The 21,471-nt window shown below is 46.0% G+C and carries 24 protein-coding genes; 11 read left to right on the forward strand and 13 right to left on the reverse strand.

Annotation, left to right across the window (positions count from 1 at the left end; genetic code table 11):
• Positions 1–72: 72 nt before the first annotated feature.
• Positions 73–477 (reverse strand): ExbD/TolR family protein, encoded by a 405-nt coding sequence (locus AC27G9_RS19800; RefSeq protein WP_487076235.1) that lies wholly within the window; start codon positions 475–477, stop codon positions 73–75.
• A gap of 229 nt (positions 478–706) precedes the next feature.
• Entirely contained in the window at positions 707–1,507 is an 801-nt protein-coding gene (locus AC27G9_RS19805) for a CLCA_X family protein (protein ID WP_487076237.1), read from the reverse strand.
• Between the two features lie 289 nt (positions 1,508–1,796).
• Here AC27G9_RS19805 and AC27G9_RS19810 point away from each other — a divergent pair, with 289 nt between their 5' ends.
• Entirely contained in the window at positions 1,797–2,213 is a 417-nt protein-coding gene (locus AC27G9_RS19810; RefSeq protein WP_487076239.1) for an FAD synthase family protein, read from the forward strand.
• 27 nt (positions 2,214–2,240) lie between these two features.
• On the opposite strand, the gene fldB is transcribed toward AC27G9_RS19810, so the two are convergent.
• Both fldB and AC27G9_RS19820 read right to left on the reverse strand, forming a co-directional pair.
• Entirely contained in the window at positions 2,241–2,780 is a 540-nt protein-coding gene (gene fldB / locus AC27G9_RS19815; RefSeq protein WP_487076240.1) for a flavodoxin FldB, read from the reverse strand.
• Between the two features lie 9 nt (positions 2,781–2,789).
• Positions 2,790–4,688, reverse strand: coding sequence for a metallophosphoesterase family protein (locus tag AC27G9_RS19820; RefSeq protein ID WP_487076241.1), 1,899 nt, complete (start codon positions 4,686–4,688; stop codon positions 2,790–2,792).
• Positions 4,689–4,814: 126 nt separating this feature from the next.
• On the opposite strand from AC27G9_RS19820, the gene AC27G9_RS19825 reads away from it, so the two are divergent.
• A complete protein-coding gene (locus AC27G9_RS19825) occupies positions 4,815–5,948 on the forward strand; it encodes an esterase-like activity of phytase family protein (protein WP_487076242.1) in 1,134 nt (377 codons plus the stop codon).
• Between the two features lie 76 nt (positions 5,949–6,024).
• On the opposite strand, the gene msrA is transcribed toward AC27G9_RS19825, so the two are convergent.
• Positions 6,025–6,567, reverse strand: coding sequence for a peptide-methionine (S)-S-oxide reductase MsrA (msrA, locus tag AC27G9_RS19830; protein ID WP_487076243.1), 543 nt, complete (start codon positions 6,565–6,567; stop codon positions 6,025–6,027).
• A gap of 127 nt (positions 6,568–6,694) precedes the next feature.
• Here msrA and AC27G9_RS19835 point away from each other — a divergent pair, with 127 nt between their 5' ends.
• The 3 genes from AC27G9_RS19835 to AC27G9_RS19845 all read left to right on the forward strand — a co-directional run bounded on the left by AC27G9_RS19835 (position 6,695) and on the right by AC27G9_RS19845 (position 9,458).
• Entirely contained in the window at positions 6,695–7,096 is a 402-nt protein-coding gene (locus AC27G9_RS19835; RefSeq protein ID WP_487076244.1) for a thiol-disulfide oxidoreductase DCC family protein, read from the forward strand.
• Complete coding sequence (locus AC27G9_RS19840; RefSeq protein WP_487076245.1) at positions 7,093–7,830, forward strand: SDR family NAD(P)-dependent oxidoreductase; 738 nt, start codon at positions 7,093–7,095, stop codon at positions 7,828–7,830. The genes AC27G9_RS19835 and AC27G9_RS19840 overlap by 4 nt, the downstream gene beginning before the upstream one ends.
• 206 nt (positions 7,831–8,036) lie before the next feature.
• On the forward strand, positions 8,037–9,458 hold the full coding sequence (locus AC27G9_RS19845; protein ID WP_487076246.1) for a sodium-dependent transporter: 1,422 nt from the start codon (positions 8,037–8,039) through the stop codon (positions 9,456–9,458).
• A 36-nt stretch (positions 9,459–9,494) separates the two neighbouring features.
• Here the strand turns inward: AC27G9_RS19845 and AC27G9_RS19850 are convergent, their stop codons facing one another.
• Positions 9,495–10,307, reverse strand: coding sequence for an NAD-dependent epimerase/dehydratase family protein (locus tag AC27G9_RS19850; protein ID WP_487076248.1), 813 nt, complete (start codon positions 10,305–10,307; stop codon positions 9,495–9,497).
• Positions 10,308–10,379: 72 nt separating this feature from the next.
• The gene (locus AC27G9_RS19855; protein WP_487076249.1) at positions 10,380–11,186 is read right to left on the reverse strand and encodes a DUF2884 family protein; all 807 of its coding nucleotides are present in this window, start codon (positions 11,184–11,186) and stop codon (positions 10,380–10,382) included.
• Positions 11,187–11,504: 318 nt separating this feature from the next.
• Here AC27G9_RS19855 and AC27G9_RS19860 point away from each other — a divergent pair, with 318 nt between their 5' ends.
• Positions 11,505–11,696, forward strand: coding sequence for a hypothetical protein (locus AC27G9_RS19860; protein ID WP_487076250.1), 192 nt, complete (start codon positions 11,505–11,507; stop codon positions 11,694–11,696).
• A gap of 106 nt (positions 11,697–11,802) precedes the next feature.
• Here the strand turns inward: AC27G9_RS19860 and AC27G9_RS19865 are convergent, their stop codons facing one another.
• The 4 genes from AC27G9_RS19865 to AC27G9_RS19880 form a co-directional block, all read right to left on the reverse strand.
• Positions 11,803–13,977: a prolyl oligopeptidase family serine peptidase gene (locus tag AC27G9_RS19865; RefSeq protein WP_487076251.1), complete on the reverse strand. Its 2,175-nt coding sequence runs from the start codon at positions 13,975–13,977 to the stop codon at positions 11,803–11,805.
• A gap of 163 nt (positions 13,978–14,140) precedes the next feature.
• The gene (locus tag AC27G9_RS19870) at positions 14,141–15,382 is read right to left on the reverse strand and encodes a mechanosensitive ion channel family protein (protein WP_487076252.1); all 1,242 of its coding nucleotides are present in this window, start codon (positions 15,380–15,382) and stop codon (positions 14,141–14,143) included.
• 3 nt (positions 15,383–15,385) lie between these two features.
• Complete coding sequence (locus AC27G9_RS19875) at positions 15,386–16,276, reverse strand: acyltransferase (protein WP_487076253.1); 891 nt, start codon at positions 16,274–16,276, stop codon at positions 15,386–15,388.
• Entirely contained in the window at positions 16,273–17,187 is a 915-nt protein-coding gene (locus AC27G9_RS19880) for an acyltransferase (RefSeq protein ID WP_487076255.1), read from the reverse strand. The genes AC27G9_RS19875 and AC27G9_RS19880 overlap by 4 nt, the downstream gene beginning before the upstream one ends.
• 117 nt (positions 17,188–17,304) lie before the next feature.
• Here AC27G9_RS19880 and AC27G9_RS19885 point away from each other — a divergent pair, with 117 nt between their 5' ends.
• On the forward strand, positions 17,305–18,429 hold the full coding sequence (locus AC27G9_RS19885; protein WP_487076256.1) for an S-(hydroxymethyl)glutathione dehydrogenase/class III alcohol dehydrogenase: 1,125 nt from the start codon (positions 17,305–17,307) through the stop codon (positions 18,427–18,429).
• Positions 18,430–18,438: 9 nt separating this feature from the next.
• Complete coding sequence (gene fghA / locus AC27G9_RS19890) at positions 18,439–19,281, forward strand: S-formylglutathione hydrolase (protein ID WP_487076257.1); 843 nt, start codon at positions 18,439–18,441, stop codon at positions 19,279–19,281.
• A gap of 82 nt (positions 19,282–19,363) precedes the next feature.
• On the opposite strand, the gene AC27G9_RS19895 is transcribed toward fghA, so the two are convergent.
• Positions 19,364–19,663, reverse strand: a complete 300-nt coding sequence (locus AC27G9_RS19895) for a hypothetical protein (RefSeq protein ID WP_487076258.1) — start codon at positions 19,661–19,663, stop codon at positions 19,364–19,366.
• Positions 19,664–19,697: 34 nt separating this feature from the next.
• Positions 19,698–20,039 carry a hypothetical protein gene (locus AC27G9_RS19900; RefSeq protein WP_487076259.1) on the reverse strand — a complete coding sequence of 114 codons (342 nt, stop codon included), beginning with the start codon at positions 20,037–20,039 and terminating at the stop codon, positions 19,698–19,700.
• Positions 20,040–20,336: 297 nt separating this feature from the next.
• Here AC27G9_RS19900 and AC27G9_RS19905 point away from each other — a divergent pair, with 297 nt between their 5' ends.
• The 3 genes from AC27G9_RS19905 to AC27G9_RS19915 are packed head-to-tail and all read left to right on the forward strand — an operon-like array spanning position 20,337 to position 21,448.
• Entirely contained in the window at positions 20,337–20,672 is a 336-nt protein-coding gene (locus AC27G9_RS19905) for a hypothetical protein (RefSeq protein ID WP_487076260.1), read from the forward strand.
• A gap of 33 nt (positions 20,673–20,705) precedes the next feature.
• Complete coding sequence (locus AC27G9_RS19910) at positions 20,706–21,032, forward strand: hypothetical protein (RefSeq protein ID WP_487076262.1); 327 nt, start codon at positions 20,706–20,708, stop codon at positions 21,030–21,032.
• Positions 21,033–21,085: 53 nt separating this feature from the next.
• On the forward strand, positions 21,086–21,448 hold the full coding sequence (locus AC27G9_RS19915; protein WP_487076263.1) for a hypothetical protein: 363 nt from the start codon (positions 21,086–21,088) through the stop codon (positions 21,446–21,448).
• Positions 21,449–21,471: the final 23 nt, after the last annotated feature.

A 21,471-nucleotide genomic window follows, 5' to 3' on the forward strand; every position in this document is an offset into this window, starting at 1 on the left:
ATATCAACGTTACTAAACCCTAGATACAAAAAAACCGGCATAAAGCCGGTTTTTTAAAAAGGACAAACTGCCTTAAGATTTAACAAGTACAGACACTTTCTCGATACCTGCAATCTTAGCTTGGTTCATTACTTCAACAACCACACCGTGCTCAGTATCTTCGTGGGCTTGGATAGCCGCAGAATCAGTATTGTTCTCAGCAAGATACGTTTGGATGTTCGCTACAACTCGACGGATGTCGACTTCACGACCATTCATTTGAATACGACCGTTTTCGTCAATACGAATAGATAACGAACGAGACGGCGTCTCAGGTGGTGTTTGATTTGGTTTAGGACGATTTACTTCAAGACCTTTCTCTTTCACGAAAGAGGTAGTAACAATGAAGAAGATCAACATGATGAACACGATGTCCAACATGGGGGTCATGTCTACCTGGGCTTCATCATCACCCGATGTATGCTTTTTTCTTTTCATCTGGAGTTCTTTCTTCTATGAGTTCCGAGCCGATTAGTATAATGCTTGTGACACAAAAAGGTAGCCTTTTGTTCAATCACAAGACAAGAAAGTGAATCATTTGTTGGTAATTTAACCAGATCTTGCACAGGTCAGTCCTCTTCACATGCACTCATCACTTTCGAATTAGCTGTTTTTTATAAAAACGGATCCCGATTCGGGATCCTCGCGATCAAAATGGGCGATCGTTTTACGATATACGGTCGAGCGCTTGCCCTAGTGTTGCGAAATAGCGAGCAAAATACTGATTGATCAATCGTCGCTCTTCGCCTGCCGGGTAAATACCGAGCCTCGCTTCGCTGGATTGTTTCGTACCTTGTACCAAAAACGCATTTTTGGTTGTACTGTCTTGGATAAAGGATTCGAACGCTCGCGCACATACCTCTTGAGGTAGAGAGTAGTAGTGTATTTTTAATGCCCGGTCAGCGGCGGCGCTGCGCGTAAAAAGGGTATTTAATTCGTCGCTGTTTTGTTTGAGAAACACGTGTTGGTAACAAGCTTCAAGCATGCGGTTAAGAGGGTGTTCAACGGTTTGCCCGTTATTGATCCACAACTCAGATGCAAAGTTTTGGCTTGTCGCCCGCTGAAACAGTCGTGAAGCAATGAAGTGATCAAAGGCGTGAAACCACTCATGGGCAAGCGCACCTGCACCGGCGTTTTTCGCTAAGGCCAGGGTCCGTGTTTGCGCATTGTAATGGGCGGATGAGCCCTTTTGACCGCCTTTGCCAAAGGCAATAGAAAGCGTACCGTTCAGTGAGATCACATTTTCCGGCACATTTAAAATAGACATGAGATCGCAAAACGCATCAAAAAACAAATTGGCCGCGATCTGCTGCTCTTCCTTTGTTACCCAATTCCCTATCGTCGCGGTTTTAAAACCAAAAATTTTGATGATGTCTGAAAATGTGACGTCGGCGCCGTCTCTGTGGCTCGGCCCATTGCGATAAAAGGTTTTATACAACCTCGACTGTTTGTTTTGGTTCGTCGACATAGGTTTACTTTAAGACACTACCGTCAGGTTGTAGGCACAGAATGACCCATCTGTTTCTCATTAATGTTGTTTATTTTACAACATTTGGCTAAGCCTGTTGATATTGGCTAGGCAACTTTTGTTCGAGTAGGGCCATTTAGCGGGTGTTCGAATTGCAATTAACAAGTCAATTGGATTACGCCGTCAGAAGCTATACTCTATAAAGTGAAAGACGCAATACTAATGCCGTTATGATCGCAACTGTGACGACGCGCAGGTGTTTCTATTTTTGTCTCCGTATGAGTTAACTGTGAAGAAAATTATTACCTTCGGTACCTTTGACGTATTTCATGCAGGTCACGTCAAAATATTAGAACGAGCCAAATCACTGGGTGACTATCTCGTGGTGGGCGTATCGTCTGATGAGTTGAATATGCAAAAGAAAGGGCGCTACCCAGTTTATTCTCAGGCCGACAGGCTGTATATCGTGGGCGCGTTGAGCTGTGTTGACGAAGTCTTTGTCGAAACATCACTCGAACTTAAAGCGCAGTACATTCAAGAGCACAATGCCAGCGTGTTGGTAATGGGCGATGACTGGAAAGGCAAGTTCGACCGATATAATGAATATTGCGACGTTGTTTACTTTGAGCGCACACCTTCTATTTCAACGACTGAAATCATAGAAGTGGTGCGCAGTGATACCTTTAGCGATACCCGCGGACAGTAACATCTGCTGAGGGTAACTCTGGCTTTTTTACTCGCTCATCTCGACTAAAAGCTGTTCACACCATGCACGAACGCGTTCCTCAGTGAGGTCGTATTGATTTTCATCGTCGAGTGACAAACCAACGAAATGCGTACCTTCAGCCGTTAACCCTTTTGACGCAGCAAACTCATAACCTTGGTTTGGCCAATACCCAATTATCTGACAACCACTTGGCGCAATGGCATCGTGAAGCATGCCCAGTGCATCTTGAAACCAGTCAGCGTAACCGTATTGATCACCTAATCCGTAGAGAGCGACGATTTTGCCATCGAGATTAAGTTGATGTGCATCTTCCCATTGGGATTCCCAGTCTTCTTGTAACTCGCCAAAATCCCATGTTGAGATGCCAAAAATAATGATGTCGTACTGTTCAGCATTTTTTAATGGCACGTCTTTGATATTGAACACGTCAACGACATTGTCTTCGAACAACTCATTGAGCTGAGCTTGAATCTTTTCTGCTGCCATCTCTGTGTAGCAGGTCGTAGAGCCATAAAACAAGCCAATGGAAAAGGCCTGATCAGTCATTTCGCAACCTTATTTGTCTTCGCTATTTCGTTTGGAGCGGAATTCTACCGTTTCTCCGTCATTACACAACGCTCGGCAGATAACTTTATCGCCCGTTTCGTTGAGTAACATTTGGCCGATGGCGGGTTTATTCAATAGTGTGACTCGCCGTTTCGACGGCGTGCGCGCCCGAATTTTCATATACCTGCGTCGGGTAAAATAGTTGAGTATGGATTTGGGACCATAAAACCAACGATTTAGCGTTTCAAATACACTCAGCAGGGTTGAGGGAAACGCGTTTTTGTAACCACTACAAGTAAATTGCACGATTCGAGGGCTATTTCGTCTGAACCTGAGTCTTACGTCATAAACGAACGAATAGTGCACGTCACCGGATAAAATAAAAAAGTTAGGTGGCGTCTTGTAATGTCTGAACACATTGAGGATCACGCTGGCCGTACCTTTGTGCGCCATCCAATTTTCTGCATCTACGGTTAAGGCTTTACCAAAGAACGTAAATACTTTTTGTACGGCTTCGATAAACTTCACCCCGTAAATCGGGGCAGCAGAAACGACGATTACCGAGGATTGGTTGATAATACTGTGTTGAAATTCACACAGGGCTTCCCAATCCATTAAACCAGAAGGTTTATTCATACTTGATTCAGAGCGCCAGCGTCGAGTTCGAGTGTCGAGTACCCGAATCGGTGGGCTAGTGTTGATGCTGTAATGCCATTGTTCAAATTCAAACAACCCATCAATAAATGCATCTTGACCCACTAAGCCTTGTGGCGTAAAAACAGACTGAGCTTTGGTGTAGATATCGTCAAATTTGTCCGGTTGATTTCCCCAACCCTGACATAGCCAATAGGCAATCAATGCGTTCCCTATCATGCGACGAGATAGTGGGTGTTGATATACCTCTTGTTCCCACCCCACAGTCAAGTTCCAATCGTCTGTCACATCGTGATCATCAAAAATCATGTAGACGGGGATGTGTGCCATAGCGCGTTTAACCCGTGGCAAGTCCGCCCTGAAATCGTCGAGAATGGCCCTTTCTTTATCAAATCGCGGGCGGTGAGCGTCACTGATCACGCTAGGGTCTAATTCAATCAGTTGCCAAGGCGTGTCAGACCACGACAATAAATACATTGCCATGATCTCAGCAAGCGTGAGTAAGTGATTTTGTGCGTGGACTGATGTAAATACCGGTTTTCGCTTGGCGTTGAACAACATACTTGTCAGTACGTCGTTCGCTTCGACTTTCGGGAGTAAGGCTTCCCGTTCATAGAAATTATTGGGGTGATCCCACAATGAGCGCCCAGAGTTTATCGTGGCACCGTCTAGGGTTTCATCAAAAAGATCGAGCTTGTACGACAATTGATGAATCGCTTGCAGCATAGGGCCGGCGACATCATCTGCATAGATTTGGTCGCCGCTAAAAATGATCAGATCGGGCCGGTTCGCATCAGATGTAAATTCATTCGCAATTTCATCGTCGAGCCGTGAAAGTGCATCTTTGCCATCAAAGTGGGGTTTGCGACACGAGCCATGGAGCACGTTAGTCAGTTTGGGCTGATAGCGGAACGATAAACCCGATTGCTCGGGGTAGAGCAAGGCTTTTTGCGCTTCAAGCCAACGGTTTTGTTGGCTGGCATCACTGAATTCAATGGTGTACTGATATTTCTCACCGGGCTGCCATGTGGTGGTTGTCGTGGTTGACAAGATAGACACAAAGCAATGTGTGCCTACCTGAATTTGCTGATGGCAGCTTTGGGTATTTTGCGGGCTACCGCTGGCGTCGGTAATCAAAGTGGTGGCGTCAATCGCTTCACTGGTAACTAACCACAGCACGTGTTCGTCGTCATCAAGACGGCGTAAGATTGGCCCAGCAATGACCAATGGCAGCTTGTCTTGCAAACTTGTCATCTAAAACCCTTATCTACCGCGTATAAACGTACATAATACTTGACCGCCAACGGGTCTTACGCGACTATTTTCAACCTCATACGTTGGATAGTGGCATTAGTTCACAGAGATTAACAGGATAAAATCATGAGAAAGTGTGTAAGTGCACTGGTTGTACTGGCGCTGAGCCAGTTTGGGTGTGCTGAGAAACCCGCAGAGAGCCAGTCAGGTGAAACGTCTGACGTGTTGCTAGTACATGGCAAATGGATTCAAGAAAGCGCAGGTGGCGTGATGGCGGATCCTCAAACTTCGGGTTTGAGCCATTGGCGGGGGCAATTAGTGTCTATTTCTGACGGCAGTGGCCAAAGTTCACAGCGACGTAAACTGCACATGATTAACCCAGAAACAACCACTCTCGCACCTGCACCTCAGGCTATGACGATGGCGTCTGCTGTGCGTCGCAGCTGTTTTGCTCAATACTTGAGTGATGAACCAGATCTCGAAGCCGTTGTAGTTGACCCTCAAGACGACACCATTTTTTACACGGTAACAGAAGACGCAACGCGCTCTGGGGCACTGAGCGAACGATGCCAGCAACAATTCGAGAACACGGGGTCAACGGATTACCCAACCTTACTGGTCAGAATCAAACGCGAAGAGTCAGGCAAAGCGGTTATGACCCACGTTAGGCCAGTACAATTCCCGACCCAATACGAAGTCGGCGATTTCCCCAACGATGGCATAGAAGGATTAGCCATTTCCCAAGATAAGCTGCTTTATCTCGGTTTGGAAAAAGACGCCAAGGGCCAACCCCGAATCTTTACGGTACAGCTCGATGATGAATTTTGGCAGAAGAAAGGCTTTGCTGAAGTCAGTGATCCTAAACTGAAAGTTCCAACGTTTGCGTCGGGCAATCATCCGATTAACGGTTTGGAGTATTATTTCGACAAAACAAACGCCAAAGGGTATGTGTTGGCAGCAGCGCGCAATGACAATCAACTATGGGTGATTGATGCGACGGCAGCGTCTGACACTGTGGTGGTAGACATGCAGTTTAGCGCTGATGTTGGCGATGCTGCTGGGCAATGCGAAACGCCTGAGGTAATGGATAACGCCTCGATAGAAGGGTTAGCGGTTATCGGCGATACCTTGTGGCTGGTAAATGATCCTTGGAAGAAAAACTACTTGAAGAATATCAAGTGTCCCTCGCTAGCGGAAAGTTACAAAGCGATGGCACCGCTACTGTTCTCAACGCCTCTGAACCCCGACTGGTTTCAGTAGGCCTCTTGCAATAACAAAAAAGCCGAGAGTCATACTCTCGGCTTTTTTAATGGAACGCAAGCGGGGGCTGGCCCTGCTATTCACTTCTTAAGCGCTGAGCGAAGGTCTTTTTAAACTTCGCTAGTTTCGGCGCCACTACCATTGCACAATATTGATTCTGCGGGTTGTTGTTAAAATAGTCTTGGTGATAGCTCTCAGCTTCAAAATAATTATTGATCTGTGTAACTTCTGTCACGATTGGGTCCGGCCAAACGCCATCATCTGTCATTTCTTTAATGATGGCTTCAGCTGCCGCCTTCTGCTCGTCGTTGTGGTAATACACCGCACTTCGATACTGAGTACCAACATCATTGCCTTGACGATTGAGTTGTGTCGGATCGTGAAGTGCAAAAAAGATCTCAAGCACTTCTCTGTAACTGATTTGGTCAGCATCGAAATTGACACGGACGACTTCCGCATGGCCAGTGTTGCCTTTGCAAACTTCTTCATAGGTCGGTTTGTCTTGATGGCCGCCAGCGTATCCCGATAATGCTGATTCCACACCTGATACCTTGTTGAATGCAGATTCAATGCACCAGAAACAGCCTCCAGCCAGTGTTGCTTCTTGTATGTTTGCCATGATTCGATACCTTTTTCTGTCTGATGTCTTCAGTGTGGGTACGCACTATCGATAGTTCAAGTCATCCGTTGACGAAATTTGCGCGTATACTTCAACAAAAAGAGCATATCTAAATTCAAAACGAACTATGACATCACAAGATTACCCACTGACATTGTTCTACGACGGCACTTGCCCATTGTGCATGATGGAAATGAAGCAACTGATGAAGCACAACAGTGCCAAACAACTCGCGTTCGAAGATATCAATGTTGACGACTTCTCCAGCCGCTACCCGACATTTGACAAAGCGGCACTGAACGCACGGATTCACGCTATGTGGAGCAATGGCGACGTGATCACGGGTTTAGATGTGACTTATGAGGCATGGCGCGCCGTTGGCAAAGGTTGGGTGTACGCCCCATTGCGTTGGCCATTGATCAAACCACTCGCCGATTGGGGTTATACCAAGTTTGCAAAGCACAGGTACACCATCTCGTTTTTGCTAACAGGCAAACGCCGACAATGTGATTCGGGAGTGTGCCGATGAAGCATCAATCCCATTTAGTCATCGGTGCCAGCGGCGGTATTGGCCAAGCGGTAGTACAAGACATTGCAACGCGATACCCCAATGACACCGTGTACGCCCTTTCACGGGGAGAAATAGACACGACATTCAATAGCAATGTGGTCGCGATAGCGATGCAAACGGATGATGAGACAGCCATCAAACATTGGTTAGCGCAATGCAAAGCCGAAGGTACAGCGTTTCACACGGTTGTTTGCTGCACTGGCATGCTACACGGGGAAATCGAACAACAGCGTATTCGACCCGAAAAGCGTTTGGAAGACATTCATCGCGACCAAATGTTGGCGTATTTTGACGCCAATACTGTCGTGCCCAGCTTGTGGTTAAAGCATTTAGTCAATCACATGGTGTCAACCAATGCTTACATTGCCATGCTGTCTGCACGTGTGGGCAGCATCAGCGACAATCGACTAGGCGGGTGGTATGGATACAGAGCGTCCAAGGCTGCACTCAACATGATGATAAAGACGAGCCAGGTCGAATATGGCCGTCGAAGCCCCAATACCATTTTAGTCAGTTACCACCCAGGCACTGTCGATACTGGCTTGTCGAAACCATTTCAAGCCAACGTAAAACCCGAAAAACTATTCACCCCCGCCTTTACTGCTCAGCAATTAATCACTCATTTAGCCGGATTAAATCGTGAGCAAGCGCCGTACTTTATTGATTGGGAAGGTAAACTTGTTAACTGGTAGAAGGTCACCGAGCCTTCTGCCGTAAACCCCTGACTTTTTGTGACACTGCTGTTACCATTCTGCTTCCATAATAATAATTCGCGTCTTTATCTGGTCGCATACCGTTTGCTGCCAGCACCTAGGGGAATCGCAATCCAAGATATTGCGATGTTGGCGACAAAGCGAAAAAAACAACAATAAACAATAATTACGACGAGGAAGAAGGTATGAGCGGGGCGAGAGAGCAATTCGGGTCGCGTATTGGCTTTATTTTAGCCGCAGCAGGCAGTGCGGTTGGTATCGGTAACCTGGTAGGTTTCCCTGTAGGCGCAGCAAAAAATGGCGGCGGCGCGTTTCTATTGATGTATGCAATTTTTGTATTTGCCATTTGTTTACCAGTGATGCTGGCTGAAATGTCGGTTGGTCGTCACGCTAGAAAAGATCCTCTGGGCGCTTACAGCACCCTAACTAATGGCTCTCCACTGTGGAAAGTGCCCGGTTGGTTGGCCGTCATCACGCCATTTATGATTGCAGTATTCTACCTAGTGATCACGGTATGGATATTCGGCTATTTGGCCGAGGCCGTGATGGGGAACCTAGACAAATTAGCGGATCCCAGCACATTTGGCGCGTTTATCACAGATTACACTATGTTCGCTTACATGGCGGTGGTGTTGGCTGTTGTCTATTTGATTCTACAAGGTGGGGTAAAAGAAGGGATTGAAAAAGCCGCTAAATTCTTGATGCCTGCCTTGTTTGTAATGTTGCTCTTGTTGGTGATTTTCGTATTGACCCGAGATAACGCCATGGCTGGTGTAAAGTACTACCTGGTACCTGATTTCTCGAAAATCAGTGCTTCGGTTATCAATGGTGCGCTATCTCAAGCCTTCTTCTCACTGTCGCTGGGCATGGGTATATTGATCACTTACGGTAGTTACATCAGCAGTAAATCTGATGTGCCAGAAGCGGCAAAGCTAGTGGCATTCACAGACACCGCTGTAGCGTTCACCGCGGGTCTGATGATTCTTCCTGCTATTTTTTCTTACAACCCCAATGTCAATCCTGACGAGTTGAGTGAATCGTCGGTCAGTATGATATTTACGTTCTTGCCACAGATATTCTTGGATTTGCAGGCAACGATTGGTTACGTCGGCGCGTCGATTTTTGCCAGTATCTTCTTTTTATTGGTGTTCTTTGCGGCCATCACATCATTGGTATCAATTTTCGAAGTACCAGTGGCGGCGTTGATGGACGAAAAAGGCGTTGAGCGTAAACACGCATTGATGATTCTGGGCGTGTTGCTCGTTGCTCTTGCGGCAATCAGCGCTTTGTCTTTCGGACTGAGCCCATTCTTTACTGAGTTTACGTTTTACGCTGGATCGACTAAGTCATTCTTTGATGTGGTTTATGACGTTTTTTACGACACCATCTTGCCACTCAATGGTTTCTTGATTTGTATCTTTGTTGTTTACCGCTGGAAAAAAGCGAACCTCAATGCTGAACTAGAAGTGGGGGCGCCAAACTACAAAGGTAGCTGGTTTGAACGCTACGTGAATTTCTCAGTGAGTACCTTTATCCCAGTGATCCTGTTGGTGATTTTCATCAACACTGTGGCACTGAAATACTTCGGTATCAGTTTGATTGGCTAGCAATCTAACGCCTACCATTAGCGCGCAGTAAGCGCGCTAGATCATGTCATAAGGGCTGGCGTACTTCAGTGTCAGCCCTAATTTCTCCCAACTGTTGTCTGACACTATTCGCTTACCTGCAGGTGACTGCTCAGTGCTGTAGCCAGAAAATTGTGGCACTGGTAACCCTTTTTGTTCAGCGCAGTACACGTAATAATCCGCCCTTTTGGGTTGCGCTAAGCTCGACAATAAGTAAGCCGAAGAAGATGGCCCTAAGTTGATCATTGTTGTCAGCGCACTCACTACATCTTCTACATGAACTAAGTTTGTGACCTGATTACCGTTTTCCAACGTTCGTCCGGCAAGTGTATTGATAGGGTGCCTATCTGGGCCAACTAAACCACTTAGACGCAAGATATCGAATTGTTGAGTTTGTGACTGCAAGAAAGCCTCAATGGCTTGATGGGCTTCACCAGAGGCGGTATTGGGAGAGAGTGCTGTATCCTCTGTAACGTCCCCCTGAGATATTGCGCCATAGACAGACGTAGTACTGACGAAAATCGTGTGTCTGACTCCTGCACTAATGGCCGAAGCTATCAGTATTTTCATGTTATCGATAAAGCTAGGATCGAGCGCTTTTTTTCTACCCGGAGGCACATTCAATATCAGTACATCGGGTGCAGTATCAAACAGTATTTTGGGGTCGTCACCAAGGGAAAAGAGTACTGGCGTGACTTGTCGTTGAGATAGTGCTTCAGCTTTGTCTTGGCTACGGGTTGTTCCAATAACCTGATTACCTTCAACAATAAGCCGCTCTGCTGCGTATTTTCCCAGCCAACCACAGCCACACAACACAATAGTTTTAGACACTTGCTCTCCTGAATGCAGACATAAAAAAACGGAGGATAAACCTCCGTTTAGGATACGCGGGTCTGGTTGAAATTACATCTGCTGTTGATTGTTTTCTACTTCAAGAATATTCAACGCCGATAATTCAGATACGCTATTTGCCAATTGGTTTTCAGCATAATCCGCTTTTGCTAACACATTACAAAGCGCCTCAGCTTTAAATTCTAATCCCTCAGCCCGTTCTTCGACTCGCGCTTCAATAGATTCGCCAAAGTTTTCCATTTTCGCTTCAAATTCGTCCATGTTGCCGTCGGACCATAGCATTTGCGTGCCGACAGCGATGAGAATTTTGCCCATGGATTTCTCTACCATTTCTTCGACTTTTTCTTCGAACTCATTATCCCATTTGTCGCTCATCCAACCGTCTTCATCTAAGTCAGCGGTATTGATTTGAAACTCGCCGTTAGCGTCGTAAAAATGGGCTTGGATCTCATCGTTCATATCACTGAACAACACATTAAAGTCTTCAATTAAGCTGTCGTCTGTGCCCAGTAGCTCACCGAAGACTTCGGTCACAGTTACGCTTGCAATCTCCAAACCTTCAGACGCGATATCGATAGTTAGGGGAATGGCTTCTTGAATGTGGCCATAGTAGTCTTCGGCCCAAGCTTGTTGCTCAGACGTTAGGTCAAGGCGCTCACCATTTACACTTACGTTGTAATCTTCATCAATGGTCATGGTATTGCGCTTATCCATTTCCACTGTCAACAGACCCTGTTGGTATTGAATATCGCCACTCAAATCAACATCACAGCTATTGTCAAACTCGACATGGGCTGAAGCCGATGCACTTGCCATTAATGTTGCGCCAATGATTGAAGCTAATACGTGTTTTTTCATGGTTGCGTCCTCGCAAAAAGTCGGTAGTCGATAACAGATAAGATAGAGCAAGAGCTGAACCAGTTTTTAAATATTTAATAAAAACAATTGCTTAAGTTATTTTTATGAGCGGCCAGTTTCATTCTTAGATTGTTTTTTGGTGAATAAAACGAGTAATTAGTCAATTTGACTAACACTCAATAACGATGAAATGGTCGCATTACGGATTGCGATCTTTGGTTTGGATCAATGATCTGCTAAAAAATGCGCGGATTGCCGTGGTGATACTTATTACTTTCGTGCATAATACCGCCAGCAAAATGTAAGGGTTTATATATTATGAGTGAATGGCTAGACGCAGTATTGTTTGGTGTTGCACTTGTCGCCTTCGTATTAGGTGTCAGCAGCATCTTATTGGGTGTATTTTCTAACAAAACTGGCAGCGAACGTATGCAAGAAAAAATCGAGTATGGTTTCTTCGGCGTATCGGGAATAGTTGTTTGCCTAGTGATGGGCTACGCACTCGCATAAGCCTTTGATAAATACCTATGAAAAAAGCACCTTTAGGTGCTTTTTTTGTGCCTGGTTGGCAGGCAAAAGCGGTAGCTGACTACCGCTTTGAACTGTTGTCTATCAACTAGTTAAGTGTTTCAACACCCATGTTGTATAGCGTAAAGCCATAAATGTCAGCGTATTGCTCAATCGTTTTGCTAACAGGCGTTCCCGCACCGTGACCAGCATCCGCCTCGATTCTGATGAGCGTCGGGTTAGGGCCCGATTGGTTTTCTTGTAAGGTGGCAGCAAATTTAAACGAGTGCGCTGGTACTACTCTGTCATCATGATCCGCCGTAGTGATCAAGGTAGCCGGATAGTTGACGCCAGACTTCACATTGTGGACCGGAGAGTAACCCAATAGGTAATTAAACATCTCAGGGCTTTGTTCAGATGTGCCGTAGTCATATGCCCAACCTGCACCCGCGGTGAAGGTGTGGTAACGCAACATATCAAGTACACCAACGGCCGGTAATGCTACTCGAGCCAGGTCAGGCCGTTGAGTCATGACGGCACCGACTAGCAAGCCACCGTTTGACCCACCTCTCAGCGCTAAATAAGGGCTGCTAGTGTAGTTGTTATCAATCAAGTATTCGGCCGCAGCAATGAAGTCATCAAAGACATTTTGCTTTTGCATTTGCGTACCTGCAATGTGCCAATCTTTACCGTATTCACCGCCACCGCGAATGTTAGGCACAGCATACACGCCACCTAGCTCTAACCAAGCCGCAACTGTTGAGCTATAGCGCGGTGTTAGGCTCACGTTAAAGCCACCGTAGCCGTATAGCATGGTTGGGTTTTTACCATTCAGCTTAGTGTCTTTGTGGTACGTGATGATCATAGGGACGCGAGTGCCGTCCTTCGACGTGTAGAACACCTGCTCAGATGTGAAGTCTTCACTATTGAATGCGGTTTTCGGCTTGTAGAATACAGTGGCATCGCCATTTGCAATATCCAAGGTGTACAGCGTCGAAGGCGTGCTGTAGTTAGTAAAGTTGAAATAAGTAGTCTTATCTTCCAACTTACCTGAATAAATGCTGACAGAGCCCACACCAGGTAGGGTAATGTCGCGAATCAATTCACCCTTCAAGTTGTATTGCTTCACTTGTGAAATCGCATCTACCATGTACTCGGCGTATATCGAGCCGCCCGCCGTACTAGCCGATAAAACGTTGTCGGTTTCTGCAATCAGGTCTTTCCAGTTTTCCATGCTCGGGTTGCTGACATCAGTCACGACAATTTTGGAATTTGGTGCATCGTGGTTGGTTACCATCAGCAGCTTGTCGCCGTCAGTGGTAATCACGTAGACATCTGACGCGATGTCTTGCTTCACAGTGACCCACTGACTCTCTGCTTGTGTTAGGTCTTTCATGAACATGCGGTTACCCGATGTGGTGTTAGCCGCATAAACAAATAGGAAACGGTTGTCTTCGCTAACATCGGCAGAGATGTATCTGTGTTTTTCTGCGTCGTCATGGCCAAACACCTTGTTATCGGTGTCTTGCGCCGTACCGATTTGATGGTAGTACAACTTGTGTTGGTCGGTTTTTTCGCTCAGCTCTGAGCCTTCTGGCTTGTCATAACTGGAGTAGTAAAACCCTTCGTTCTTGTACCATGCCAGACCGCTAAACTTCACGTTGTCTAGCTTGTCAGCCAATAGGGTTTTGGTTTCTGCATCCATCACATAGACTTCGCGCCAATCGCTACCACCGGTAGAGGTTTGGTAAGCGACCAGTGAACCATCTTCAGAAAAGCTTAAACCGGCTAGAGATACAGTGCCGTCTTCGCTGAATTTGTTTGGATCGATAAAGACTTCAGGCGCTTCATCGCCTTTTTGACGATACACCACAGATTGGTTTTGCAGACCATCGTTTTTGTAATAGTAGGTGTAGTTGCCTTCTTTAAATGGCGCGCCGACGCGTTCGTAATTGAGCAGTTCTTTGACCACTTCGCCGATTTGGTCGCGATAAGTGATTTTGCTCAAGAAGTCTTGAGTCGTGGCGTTTTGCGCCTTCACCCAATCGCCGGTTTCTTCACTTCTGTCGTCTTCTAACCAACGGTATGGGTCGGCAACTTGTTGGTCGAAATAGGTGTCTACCACATCGCCTTTGGCGGTAGTTGGGTAAGTCATTTGCATTGTCGTAGGCGACTCCTGCGCGATAGCATCTTTTGACTCAGTGTCAGTAGTACTGGGCTGACAGGCCATGAGCCCGCCGGCGACAGAGATAGAAAGAAGGAGCTGTCCCCTGAATTTGTTCATTGGTCGACCTTATTGTTTTGATTTTCTGTTAGATCCATAAAAACCACAGAATCCTGTGAAGCCTAATACTAGGCCACAGCGAGTCGCTGTGGTCAATATACCCGCGGTATTGATCGATAAGTGGTGCAAAGTCTGCGTTACTTATTGTTCAAGGCGGGCAGATTTAGTGTGTGTGACCGTCTCTTTGGTAAGCGCGTAAACCGAATTGTGGCAACATCGCAAAAATGTGATCGAAAATGTCGGCTTGTATGCCTTCGTAAATCACCCACTCTTGTTTGTTGCTAAAACAGTATATCTCCAGCGGCACACCCAGTTCGTTGGGTGCTAACTGCCTGACCATACGAGTCATCTTATCGCTGATGTCTGGGTGTTGCGTCAAATACGCGTCAAGGTAGGCTCTAAAAGTGCCGATGTTGGTCAGCTTACGACTATTGAGTAAGTCGGCCTCGTCAATATCTCGGTCTTGGTTATAGCGTTGTAACTCGGCGACTTTTTGCTCGACATATGGGGTGATAAAACGCACCTTCTTGAACTGCTCCAGCATCTCTTGATCACACAGTTTAACGCTGTGAATGTCGATGTGTACGGCCCGTTTAATTCTTCGTCCACCTGACTCTGACATGCCTCGCCAGTTTTTAATCGCTTCATTGGTCAGCGCATAGGTTGGCAGCGTGGCAATGGTTTTGTCCCAGTTTTGTACTTTGACATTGGTCAAGCCGATTTCGAGGATTTCACCGTCAACGCTGTATTTATCAATTTGTATCCAATCGCCATTGTTGAACATTCGGTTTGCAGCAATCTGAATGCCAGCCACTAGGCCCAATATGGTATCGCGGAAGATCAACAATAAAACCGCGGCAATGGCAGTTAAACCACTGAGTAAAATAAGCGGGCTTCGGTCGATGAGAAGCGATACGCTAAGCAGCAATACTAAGATTGCAAATATCAGTTTGATGACTTGGATAAAGCCCGTGATCGGCCCGCGATTGGCTAGGGCTGAGCCATAGTAGATATCCTCAACTGTGTTGAGAAATGCGAAGAGCGTTAGCAAAGCGCTGTACATCATGTAAAGCAGTGCCAATTTGCTTATGATCTGCAGGGCAAGCGCGGTTTCATTAAGCAAGATAGGGGCAGATAAAAACAGGGTTAGGGCAGGAACCAGGTGAAATAGACGATTGAAAAAACCGTGGTCCATCAAGGCGTCGTCCCACGATAACTTGGTGCGCTTTACCCACTTTTCGAGTTGTGGTTTAAACAGCAAGCGGCCAATGGTGTGAAACACTAGAGCGGTACTGATAATCGCAGCGACCGCTAATAGATTATAGAAGGGCGAATCGGTTGGCGTATTGGGGAAAACGCCATCGACAAACTCTACGAACAGTGCGTGAATAGATGACGTTTTCATCGTTTACATCCCTAAAAGTTTGTTAATCCTTTGGTCTTTCTCTGTCCAAAGTCGGTTTAACCAAGCCTGAAAACGCTGCCTAAAGCTTTCATCTTCAAAGTAGTCACCTTGCGCTTCAGCAGGTACTTCTAGCACTTTAACATCGATAACAATTTTCTTCATGCAACCGCTTAGCATCTCCACCATTGGGTGCCTGCGATTTTCCGGGTACATCAAAGACACATCCAAGATATTGGTAAACAACTCGCCCATTGTTGCCAACGTGAAGGCAATACCGCCAGCTTTGGGTGGGAGCAGGTGGGTAAATTCACCGCCTTTTTGCGCGTGTTTCTGAGGCGTAAAACGCGTTCCCTCGACAAAGTTGATCACGGTAGTGGGCTGGGTTTTAAACTTCTCGCAGTACTTTTTGGTGGTGGCGATATCCATGCCTTTTTTATCTGGATGTTTCGCAATGTAAGCTTGGCTGTAACGGCGCATAAATGGCATGTCGAGTGCCCAAGCACCCAACCCAACAAAGGGCAGCCAAATGAGCTCTTTTTTCAAAAAGAACTTAGGAGCAGGGATGCGATCTGCGGCAAATTCGATCATCAATACGATGTCTAAGTAGCTCAGGTGATTTGCGACAATGAGATACCAGTTGTCTTTATCCAACTCGCCATCGATACGGTATTCAATATCAACAGGGTTAAACAACCGAATCATACTCACACTGACTTTGCCAAATCCACACAACATACCGTTCATCAAACTGGAAAACAGTGCTTTTATGCCCTCGAAAGGCAACACCAGTTTGACCAGACCAAAGGTGATTATCAACATACCCCAAAACGCAAGATTGCTGATTTGCAACGTGGTATGGATAACAAAAATAAAGGGGGCTAATACAACTCTCATAGCGGCTTTTGTGTGGCTCCAAGTGATTCAAGTAAGGCGTCTTTTGTTTCCCAACGCTCGTTCAACCACTTTTGAAAGCGGCTGCGTTGCTCTGGGTCATCAAAGTAATTGTCGTTGAATACCCCATTTTCGAAGAGTTCTTTTATTGGCGTAACAACAATATTGACGCGGATCTCTTTGACTTTACCGGACACAAAATCCCAGTAAGTCGGTATGCCTTGCGGATAGTCGATGGTAACGTCTATCAGCTTGTGAAGTTGGTCGCCCATGGCGTTGAGCACAAAGGCAACGCCGCCCGCTTTGGGTTTCAGTAGGTGTTTGAATGGGGAAGCTTGGCGGCTATGCTTGGATTCGGTATAGCGAGTCCCCTCGACAAAGTTCATGACACTTACCGGTTTAAACTGAAATTTTTCGCACGCCTTTTTGGTCGTTTCCATATCCTTGCCTTTGAGGTGAGGATGTTTCGCTAAGAAGGATTTGCTATAGCGCTTCATAAATGGGAAGTCGAGCGCCCACCAAGCGAGTCCTAAAAATGGCACGTAAATAAGCTCTTGTTTCAAAAAGAACTTTAAAAATGGGATTTTGCGATTGAAAACTCGCTGTAGCACCAATATATCCACCCATGATTGATGGTTAGCAATAACGAGATACCAGTCTTTAGGCGATAATTGATCTAGCCCTTCTACCTGCCACTGAGTGCGACTGGTGAGTCTTTGATTGAGGTTATTGATGGATATCCACGCCACTGCACAACTGTCAGCTAAATACGACACAAAGGTACGCCATACATTTATCGGAATAAGTTTGAAAAATGACAACAGGAAAATAGGTACAAACCAGAAGATGGTATTTATTGCGTAGGCAATAACTGACAAAGTACCAATCAAATGATGGCCGAGCGTTTTTAGCATAGTTAAAGCTCTTGGTCTTAACGGGTTGATATTAATGCAGGTAGTGTATCTTAACTTGGTCTAAAATCCGATATATGCCGTACCTTTTACAGCAAGAGTCACACACGGAGAATAATAATGGCATTAGCGCCAATTAAATGTAAAGCCGCTGTCGCCTGGGAAGCAGGCAAACCCTTATCTATCGAAACGGTTGAAGTTGCACCGCCAAAAGCAGGCGAAGTGCGAGTAAAAATTGTAGCCAGTGGTGTTTGTCACACCGACGCTTTTACTCTATCTGGGGAAGACCCAGAAGGTGTATTCCCCAGTATTCTCGGGCATGAAGGCGGCGGTATCGTTGAAGCCGTGGGAGAGGGCGTAACCTCGCTTGCTGTGGGTGACCACGTTATTCCTTTGTACACGCCAGAGTGCGGCGAGTGTAAATTCTGCAAATCAGGCAAAACTAACCTGTGTCAAAAAATCAGAGAAACACAGGGCAAAGGCTTAATGCCGGATGGTACAAGCCGTTTTAGCATTGATGGCAAGCCCATTTACCACTACATGGGCTGCTCAACGTTTTCTGAATACACAGTGTTACCTGAGATTTCCCTAGCAAAAGTTAACCCAGATGCGCCACTCGAAGAAGTATGCCTACTGGGGTGTGGTGTAACCACTGGCATGGGCGCTGTGCTCAATACCGCCAAAGTCGAACCCGGTGCAACGGTTGCCGTGTTCGGATTAGGTGGCATTGGATTGTCTGCCATTATCGGGGCGGTAATGGCCAAAGCAGGGCGCATTCTTGCTATCGATATCAACGAAGACAAGTTTGAATTGGCCAAGCAGTTGGGTGCAACCGATGTTATCAACCCCAAAACCTTCGACAAGCCTATTCAAGACGTGATTGTTGAGATGACAGACGGTGGTGTTGATTATTCGTTCGAATGTATTGGCAATGTGGATGTGATGCGCTCAGCACTAGAGTGCTGTCACAAAGGTTGGGGCGAGTCTGTGATTATCGGTGTTGCTGGCGCTGGCCAAGAAATCTCGACCAGGCCATTTCAGCTAGTCACCGGCCGCGTTTGGCGCGGTACCGCATTTGGTGGGGTAAAAGGGCGCTCTGAATTACCAGGGATAGTGGAACAATACCTCAATGGCGACATTCCACTAAAAACCTTCATCACGCATAATATGCCGATTGATGAGGTTAACGACGCTTTCGACTTAATGCACGAAGGCAAGAGTATTCGCAGCGTGGTTCACTTTTAAGGGATTGATATGGAATTGATCAGTGAAAACAGAGCGTTTGGTGGTAAACATCAACGTTTTACGCATCAGTCGACGGTAAACAACTGCGCAATGACCTTTGCAGTGTTTCTACCGCCGTTCGCGTCTAAAGACAACCCAGTACCCGTGCTTTATTGGTTGTCTGGCCTAACGTGTACGGATGAAAACTTTATGCAAAAAGCTGGCGCGATGCGCTTAGCCGCTCAGCTGGGTTTGGCCATCGTTGCTCCTGACACTAGCCCACGGGGTGAAGGCGTTGCCGATGATCCTGAGGGCAATTACGATTTGGGCTTAGGTGCTGGGTTTTATGTGAATGCTACACAAGCGCCTTGGGCCAAGCATTATCAAATGTACGACTACATAACGCAGGAATTACCGGAGCTGGTTGAAGCCCATTTTCCTGTGACCAAGGAAAGGGCGATCAGTGGCCACTCTATGGGCGGCCATGGTGCACTAGTTGTGGGCCTGCGTAACCCTAACCGTTATGTATCGGTATCGGCGTTTAGCCCGATTGCCAATCCAACAGGCTGCCCGTGGGGGCAAAAAGCCTTAACGGCGTATTTGGGAGAGGACCAATCCACTTGGGCAGACTACGATGCCAGTAGGTTACTAGCGAGCAAAACGCATTTTGTGCCATTGTTTGTTGACCAAGGCGCGTCAGATCAGTTTCTCAAAGACGAGTTGCACCCAGAGGCGTTACTTCACGCCGCGCAGCAATCAGATACGCAAATCACATTGAATATGCATGAAGGGTACGATCACAGTTACTACTTTATCGCGTCATTCATTGAAGAACATTTGAACTATCACGCAGAGCATTTAGGGTTGATTTGATGACCCCAAAATAGCGGCGTAGCCTTGATATCATGACAAAAAGAGGCAGGCATTTTTCAATGCTTCCCTCTTTTATTCCGGTTTATTCAAACCCAACATCAATACGATATGCACGGGGTCTGCTTTTATGGCAACCATTCACACCAAAGCCAACTAACCTCTTTTGTGATGCGGCTGCTAGTGCTGCACTATACATGGCTTCGCCCTGTTCATTTGAAAGGTCGATAGCGATGGTCCTGTTGCCGCCATTTTTACAACCTTGTGTTGATTCGAAATGAGGCGTGATGTAGATGAACGCTAAATCTTTATAGGTGTTGATGCGAGTGATAGTGTGCTCAATAGCGACTTGCTGTGACTCGGCAATGGCACAGAATGTTATCAAGCACGTTGTCAGTGTTAGTAATATTTTTTCATTGTTACTTCCGTAATCTTACAGACCGCACGGGCGTATTTCTATCATGCATGTCGTCGCAAGAGTTGACGGTATCTGTTGATACGAACTCTAACGCTACGGGATGATCGTTATAAAACGCAGATAGGATCATACTAAATTGTCGATCTCGCATTTCTGAAGTACTTTCAGCTCTGAATGTTAAGCTAGCCCAACCATTAAGCCCATCAATTCTAAAAGACGATTCTTCCGCGGAGTCTCTCGTAACAATATCCAATATTTTGCCGGTGCAGTAATGGAAATTGGCATTGGCTGCCGATGAAAAACAAAGTGTAGCGAACAATAGAGGGGTGAAGCGGATTTTCATCTCATCTCCTTGAGGTATCGAGCTTATTCCATATAACTTCACTTTTGTAATGTACGTATAAAACACTACATATTTGGAAGCATTCGACGGGACGTTACACGAAAAAAGCGAATCTAACAATCCGTTTTACATGGTTAAACTGGCGCTATACTCCCGCCATCTAGTATCAAAGTTAATGTCTTTATACTTTCGTATAATAGATGGTGTTGTTTACCTTTGTTATTGTTTTGCGATGGAAAAAGGGTCACTAATGTTACTTACGCAAATAGAGCCTCACAGACTTAAGGATAAGCGCGCATGAGAGCATTTCTTCTCTCCATTCTATTTGTTTGCTCAACCACACCAGCTTTCGCAAGCGGCTCAACCGATTGGGGAAAGGTCTCTGAAATCTACGTAAATGGCGGCTGGACCATGGTTAAGGTCGAAGGGATAGACAACAATCCCGATTCTTGTCAGCAGCCCAATTACTATGCCTTAAATCCAACTCAACCCAATTATGAGACTCTTCACAGCACATTGATGACTGCGCTAGTTACGGGTCATAGCGTAAGATTTTGGGTGGACGGGTGCAACGGGCAAAACAACAAACATCCTCATATCGCCAGCGTATTTGTAAAAGCACCAAGTAACTAAATTTTTACTTTGAATTTCAGGAAGACATTCAACATGAAAAGACTATTGATGGCACTATTGTGCGCGGCATCGTTCAACGCCAGCGCGTTTACCGAGTGCAAATATTACGTGGATAAGATTTGGATGAATAGTTCGGGCTATTCTGTTTGGATTTGTTTTGAAGGCGACCCAGCGTGTATCTACAAAACCAAGGATCAAGTCAGCGAGAGTGCAATGGAAAGGCTTTATGCTGCAGGCACAACTGCAATGCTTGCCGAGAAGCCGCTTTTCGTCAGGTTCAATGAAGACAATGCCAGTTGCGAAACAATTTTGGCGACCAGCAGAAATGACTTTGTCGGCTTTTGGATATTGAAGAAATAGTCAATTCGGATATTCGCACTTTGGGCAATTGCAGTAACAAGGGAACGTATTCAATGAAAATGACTAAGTTCATTTTATTATCAACGATGATAACTATGCCATTGTTTGCTAATGCCGCTTTTGCCCAAGACGGTTGGGTTGAAATTAGTGAATTCGCGTTGTGGAGTAACACCTACGAACAACGCCAGATTCGAGTTGAGACAAAAGCGCAAAGGCACAATCCGGCACAGTGTAGTGATCCGGATTCTTACATGGTAGACGAATCGCTGCCAGCCGAAGTAAAAGAAAGAATTTATTCGACACTGTTATCTGCGTATCACGCCAATGCGCCGATAAAACTCTTTGTCAATACAAATGCGTGTGAACGCTCTAGACCGGAAATATTGAATGTGCTCCTGCCAATTAAGGCAAATTGAGGAGCACACAAAACCTTGATATA

The organism is Alteromonas sp. 5NS40-0096, from assembly GCF_057544385.1.